Origin of the sequence: Winogradskyella sp. (assembly GCF_013042245.1) — a bacterium.
In the GTDB taxonomy this organism is placed as follows: domain Bacteria; phylum Bacteroidota; class Bacteroidia; order Flavobacteriales; family Flavobacteriaceae; genus Winogradskyella.
Genome location: NZ_JABDQL010000075.1, coordinates 38,816 through 45,237, shown reverse-complemented (window position 1 = coordinate 45,237; position 6,422 = coordinate 38,816). Strand labels below are relative to the sequence as shown.

At 33.8% G+C, this 6,422-nt stretch carries 5 protein-coding genes; 3 read left to right on the top strand and 2 right to left on the bottom strand.

What is annotated here, in order from left to right; translation table 11 throughout:
• Positions 1 to 219: 219 nt before the first annotated feature.
• On the bottom strand, positions 220 to 531 hold the full coding sequence (locus HKP48_RS06405; RefSeq protein ID WP_296344012.1) for a YbaB/EbfC family nucleoid-associated protein: 312 nt from the start codon (positions 529 to 531) through the stop codon (positions 220 to 222).
• Positions 532 to 621: 90 nt separating this feature from the next.
• Here HKP48_RS06405 and HKP48_RS06400 point away from each other — a divergent pair, with 90 nt between their 5' ends.
• From HKP48_RS06400 to HKP48_RS06390, 3 genes are all read left to right on the top strand, one after another.
• Complete coding sequence (locus HKP48_RS06400; protein ID WP_296344009.1) at positions 622 to 2,682, top strand: S9 family peptidase; 2,061 nt, start codon at positions 622 to 624, stop codon at positions 2,680 to 2,682.
• 72 nt (positions 2,683 to 2,754) lie between these two features.
• Positions 2,755 to 3,792 carry a pyridoxal-phosphate dependent enzyme gene (locus HKP48_RS06395; protein ID WP_296344007.1) on the top strand — a complete coding sequence of 346 codons (1,038 nt, stop codon included), beginning with the start codon at positions 2,755 to 2,757 and terminating at the stop codon, positions 3,790 to 3,792.
• A 194-nt stretch (positions 3,793 to 3,986) separates the two neighbouring features.
• Entirely contained in the window at positions 3,987 to 5,246 is a 1,260-nt protein-coding gene (locus HKP48_RS06390; protein WP_296344005.1) for an aminotransferase class I/II-fold pyridoxal phosphate-dependent enzyme, read from the top strand.
• Between the two features lie 52 nt (positions 5,247 to 5,298).
• Here HKP48_RS06390 and HKP48_RS06385 read toward each other — a convergent pair whose 3' ends face one another.
• A complete protein-coding gene (locus HKP48_RS06385; protein WP_296344003.1) occupies positions 5,299 to 6,417 on the bottom strand; it encodes a GNAT family N-acetyltransferase in 1,119 nt (372 codons plus the stop codon).
• Between the last annotated feature and the right edge of the window lie 5 nt (positions 6,418 to 6,422).

Sequence of the window (6,422 nt, the reverse complement as noted above, 5' to 3'; positions counted from 1 at the left end):
GGAAAATGCCTATTAGAAATTGGGGAATCATTTTAAACCAATTTTTAGCTATATTTGAAAACAGAATTAAACTATGAAAAAGCTAATCCTGTAAATTTTACTTACACACTTCGCGGGAAAGTGTCTTAAAATTATTTTTCAAAAACACAAAATTCTGGATAGACTCATAAATTTAGGTAAACTCGACTACCAACTGTTTACCGAATACTGCTTACTAAATTAAAGTCCCGGAATATTAGGCATACCTTCTTTTGCAACAGCAGCTAATTCTGTTTCGTTTACTGTAGTTGCGCGTTCAATAGCTTTGTTTAATGTTAAGATTAAATAATCTTCAAGCATTTCTTTATCGGTCAATAACTCTTCGTTGATATCTATAGATTTTAAAGTTCTGTTTGCTGTTATTGTTACTTTGAGCTTATTGTCATTACTTGCTTCATCCAATAAAACATCATTCAAACGTTCTTTAGTTTCTTCAACTTTCTTTTGGGCTTCTTTCAATTTATTCATCATGCCCATCATGTCTCCAAACATATTTATTGTATTTAAAATTATTACGCTTCAAAATTAGTAAATTGCGTTTCTTTTTTTGAATTCATTGATTTAAAATTTTCATAATTCAGCATGGCAAATATTTCAGATGTAAAACCACCAAAAGCAAAAAAAATTCCAAAATTGTTAGAAGCGCATGCAGATGTGCGAACAGACCACTATTTCTGGATGAAAAATCGTGAGGACGAACAAGTTATTAATCATCTAAGAGCTGAAAATGATTATACGGATGTGATGATGGCGCACTCCAAAGATTTTCAGAAAGATTTATTTGAAGAAATGAAAGCCAGAATTAAAGAAGATGACGAATCTGTGCCATATAAATACAATGGCTATTGGTACATTACACGTTTTGAGAAGGGGAAAGACTACCCAATTTATACCAGAAAGAAGGAAACACTAAAGGCTGTAGAAGAATTACTTTTCGATTGTAATAAAATGGCTGAAGGCGAGAGCTATTTTAAGTTAGTTGGTATATCAATAAGTCCTGATAATAAAAAGGTTTCTTTCGGATTGGATTTAACCGGAAGACGAAACTATACCATCTATATCAAGGATTTGGATACTGATAAAACAGAAACTGATAAAATTGTACAAACGACAGGTTCGTCGAGTTGGGCAAATGATAATAAGACACTGTTTTACACCAAGAAAGATAAAAAGACGCTGAGGGCTTTTCAGATTTACAAACATAAATTAGGAGAAATTGAAGACAAATTGGTATTTCAAGAAGGTGATGATACCTTTGGCGTTGCGGTTTATAAATCAAAATCTAGAAAGTGGATTATCATTGCATGTTATAGTACGTTGACTAATGAATATCATGTTTTGAACGCCGATACACCAGATGAAAAATTCAAAATATTCAGTCCGCGAGTCCGTGGATTAGAGTATAGTATAGCACATTATGATTCGCACTTTTATATACTAACTAATAATGATAAGTCGACGAACTTTAAATTGATGAAAACGTCTGAAGATGCTACCAATATTAATAATTGGGAAGAATTGATTCCACACAGGAAGGAAACTTTATTAGAAAGTATAGACATTTTTAAAAATTATTTGGTGTTGAGCGAACGTACTAATGGACTGAATCAAATTCGGGTTATGCGTTGGGACAAAACGGAAGATTATTATTTACCGTTTGAATCTGAAACATATACCTGCTACACAGGTACAAACATAGATTTTGATACTGAAATTCTTCGTTATGGGTATAATTCTATGACAACACCATCATCTGTTATAGAATTTAATATGCGCTCAAAAGAAAAAACAGTTTTAAAAGAGCAAGAGGTACTAGGTGGAAACTTTGATAAGAATAACTATACAGAAGAACGTATTTGGGCAACCGCAGAAGATGGCACGAAAATTCCGATGTCAGTGGTTTACAGAAAAGACATTAAAAAAGACGGAAACAATCCAGTGTTACAATATGCTTATGGTTCTTATGGTTCAACTGTAGACCCTTATTTCTCTACCATTCGCTTAAGTTTATTAGATAGAGGATTTATATATGTTATTGCTCATGTTCGAGGTGGAGAATATTTGGGACGTCATTGGTACGAAGACGGAAAACTTTTGAATAAAAAGAATACGTTTTCAGATTTTATTTCATGTTCTATCCATTTGATAAAAAAGCGTTACACGTCATCTGAGCATTTATACGCTATGGGTGGAAGTGCAGGTGGTTTACTAATGGGTGCAATTATTAATGAGGCACCAGAATTATATAATGGTATTATTGCAGCGGTACCATTTGTAGATGTTATAACAACCATGTTAGACACATCGATACCTTTAACGACAGGCGAGTATGACGAATGGGGAAACCCTAATGATAAGTTGTATTATAATTACATGAAAAGTTATTCGCCTTATGATAATATTTCAGCTAAGAATTATCCTAATATGTTGGTGACAGCTGGACTCCATGACTCTCAAGTACAGTATTGGGAACCAGCTAAATGGGTTGCGAAATTACGGGAATTAAAAACAGATTCTAACAAGCTATTTCTAAAAATAAATATGGATGCTGGACATGGTGGTGCTTCAGGACGTTTTGAGTCTTTAAAAGAAGACGCTGAGGAGTTTGCCTTTCTTTTGGACCTTGAGGGAATTACTGATTAATTCAAAAAAATATTGTAGTTTTGCACGGTTTTAGGTAATAATTTTTTATATTATTACTAGTAAATTACAAATATGACTAAAAGTAAACACATTTACGATAATGTACTTCAGTTAATAGGAAGTACACCCTTAATTAAATTAAACAAGGTTACTGAAGGTTTCCAAGGCAATTTTTTTGCTAAAGTAGAAGCTTTCAATCCAGGTCACTCTTCAAAAGACAGAATCGCACTTCATATCATCGAAGAAGCAGAGCGTCAAGGCATTTTAAAACCTGGAGATACAATTATAGAAACAACCTCTGGCAATACAGGTTTTAGCATTGCTATGGTTAGTATTATTAAAGGATACGAATGTATTTTGGCGGTTAGTTCTAAATCTTCACCAGACAAGATTGATATGTTGAAGTCAATGGGAGCTAAGGTTTACGTATGTCCTGCTCATGTAAAAGCAGATGATCCAAGGTCTTATTACGAAGTTGCTAAACGCTTGCATAAGGAAACTAAAGGCTCTGTATACATTAATCAATATTTCAATATTCTAAATACTGAAGCACACTATAAAACAACTGGTCCTGAAATTTGGGAACAAACTGAAGGAAAAATAACGCATTTAGTTGCTTGTAGTGGAACTGGCGGTACTATTTCTGGGATTGCAAGATTTTTGAAAGAGAAAAATAATGACATTCAAATCATTGGTGTCGATGCTTATGGCTCGGTATTAAAAAAATATCACGAAACTCGTGAGTTTGACTCCAATGAAATTTATCCATACCGTATAGAAGGTTTAGGTAAAAATTTAATTCCAACAGCAACCGATTTTGACGCTATTGATAAATTTGTCAAAGTCACGGATGAAGAAAGTGCACATTCTGCTCGTGAGATTTCATCTACAGAAGGTCTTTTTGTGGGTTATACAAGTGGTGCAGCGTTGCAAGCCATAAAGCACTTAAATGAAGAAGGAGAATTTAAATCAACAGATAATATAGTTGTTGTTTTTCCAGACCACGGTTCACGCTACATGAGTAAAGTTTATAATGATAAGTGGATGCAAGACCAAGGTTTCTTTGATACACAAACTGAAATGCAAGCAGCAATTGAATACATAAAATAATTTCAATAAATTAATGTTAAAAACTCACTAAGTAATTGGTGGGTTTTTATGTTTAAAACTTGGTGGATATTAAGATTAAATAAATTATGCAGTCATAATAATTTGACTTAATTTTGCCCAATTAAACTAAACTATTTTACAAATATTTAAGAGAATTTAACAATTCAATTAAAAAAGATTTCTAATGCGATAATATGAAGGATTTATTCGAAAAGATATACAGAGATAAAGGACCGCTAGGAAAATGGGCATCACAAGCCGAAGGATATTTTGTTTTTCCAAAATTAGAAGGACAAATTTCTAACCGAATGAAATTCCAAGGTAAGGATGTTATTACTTGGAGTATTAATGATTACTTAGGACTCGCAAACCATCCTGAAGTACGTAAAGTTGATGCTAAAGCTGCTGCAGAATATGGTTCCGCTTACCCAATGGGTGCACGTATGATGTCAGGCCACACAGAATTACACGAGCAACTTCAGAATGAACTAGCTCAATTTGTAAATAAAGAGGCCGCTTATCTCCTTAATTTTGGCTACCAAGGTGTCATGTCTACTATTGATGCTTTAGTTGGTAAAGATGATATTATAGTTTACGATGTAGATGCGCATGCTTGTATTATAGACGGTGTGCGTTTGCACATGGGTAAACGTTTTACATATAAGCACAACGATATAGTTAGTTTAGAGAAAAATCTTGAGCGTGCTACAAAAATGGCAGAACAAACAGGAGGTGGTATATTAGTGATTTCTGAAGGTGTGTTTGGAATGCGTGGAGAGCAAGGCCGATTGAAAGAAATTGTTGAGCTTAAAAAGAAATTTAACTTTAGATTCTTAGTTGACGACGCCCACGGTTTTGGAACGCTAGGTGCTACAGGCGCTGGTGCAGGTGAAGAACAAGGTGTGCAAGATGATATAGATGTTTATTTTGCAACATTTGCAAAATCTATGGCAAGTACAGGAGCATTTATTGCTGGTGACCAAGAGATTATCGATTACTTAAAGTATAACTTACGTTCGCAAATGTTTGCAAAATCATTGCAAATGACGTTAACTAAAGGGGCTCTTAAGCGTTTGGATATGTTGCGTACGATGCCAGAATTAAAGCAGAACCTTTGGAAGATTGTAAACGCTTTACAGTCAGGTCTAAAAGAGCGTGGTTTTGATATTGGGACTACGCAAAGTTGTGTAACACCTGTATATTTAAAAGGCAGTATTCCTGAAGCAATGGCTTTAGTTAGAGACTTAAGAGAAAATCATGGAATCTTCTGTTCTATAGTAGTTTATCCTGTGATACCTAAAGGCTTAATTTTATTAAGAATGATACCTACTTCGACTCACACTCTAGAAGATGTAAGTCTTACACTTGATGCTTTTGATGCAATTAGAGAACGATTAGATAATGGAACATACAAACGTATGTCAGCTGCTCTAATGGCTGCAATGGGTGAGTAGTTTCTATTGGAAATTGAATATTAAAAAGCTACCAATTGGTAGCTTTTTTTGTTTATATATCTTTCCGGAATGTTTTTCGTCTTTTATAAACTTTAGGGTCAAAATGTTTCCAGATTTTGTGTATTGCTTCATTATCTTCTAATTCTGGAGTTCTGTAGCAATATTGAATTCCTTTTGCAGTAAAGGTTTCATACATTTCATTAAATAATATGGCATGAACACCTTTATTCTGATAGTCAGGGTGAACACCAATTAGATAAAAAATGACATCTTTACTATGTTTCTTAGCCTTAAGAATATGATATACTCCGAAGGGAAATAATTTCCCATTAGCTCTCTGTAAAGCTTCAGCAAAACGCGGCATTACAATAGCAAAGGCTAAAAGTTTTTCATTTTCATCAACTACAAACTTTATGTATTCAGGATTAACAAAGCTTATGAACTTCTTTTTAAAGTATTCTTTTTGGATATCCGTAATCTCTACAAAAGAAGATAACGAGGCATAACTTTCATTAAATAAATCAAACATACGGTCGGCGTAGGGCATGACTTCACTTGTTTTACTAAAGTTAAGTGCTTTTAGTTTATAGCGTCGTTTTATAAGGTCTTGTGCCTTTTTAAAGAATTCTGGTTTTACATTTCTAAAGGGAAATTTACTTTCCGAATATTCTTTTTCTATTTTATAGCCATGAGCTTTGTAGTGCTCAGCATAATAGGGGTAATTATACCACGTTATCATGGTAGCAATGCTATTGAAACCCTCAGTCATGACGCCAACCTTATCGAGATTTGAAAAGCCGACAGGACCTTCAGCATACTTTAGATTATGAGATTTTCCGATTTCTATAACTTTTTCAAGTAAGGCTTTACTAACTTCTAGGTCATCTATAAAATCGAACCAACCAAAACGCATCTTCTTTATATTTTGGTTTTTTATCTCGAGCCAATTCATTATCGCAGCAATTCTACCAACGATTTTCCCATTTCTATAAGCTAGAAAAAAGCGTGCATCAGCGTCATTAAAAACTGGATTTTCAGACTTGTCGAAAGTTTTTAATTCTTCAGAAATTATTGGCGGTACCCAATATTTCGAATCTTTATAGAGTTGAAAAGGAAATTTGACAAATTGTTTGAGTTCCTTTTTTGAAATTGCTTCTTTAATTTCAATCATTAGGC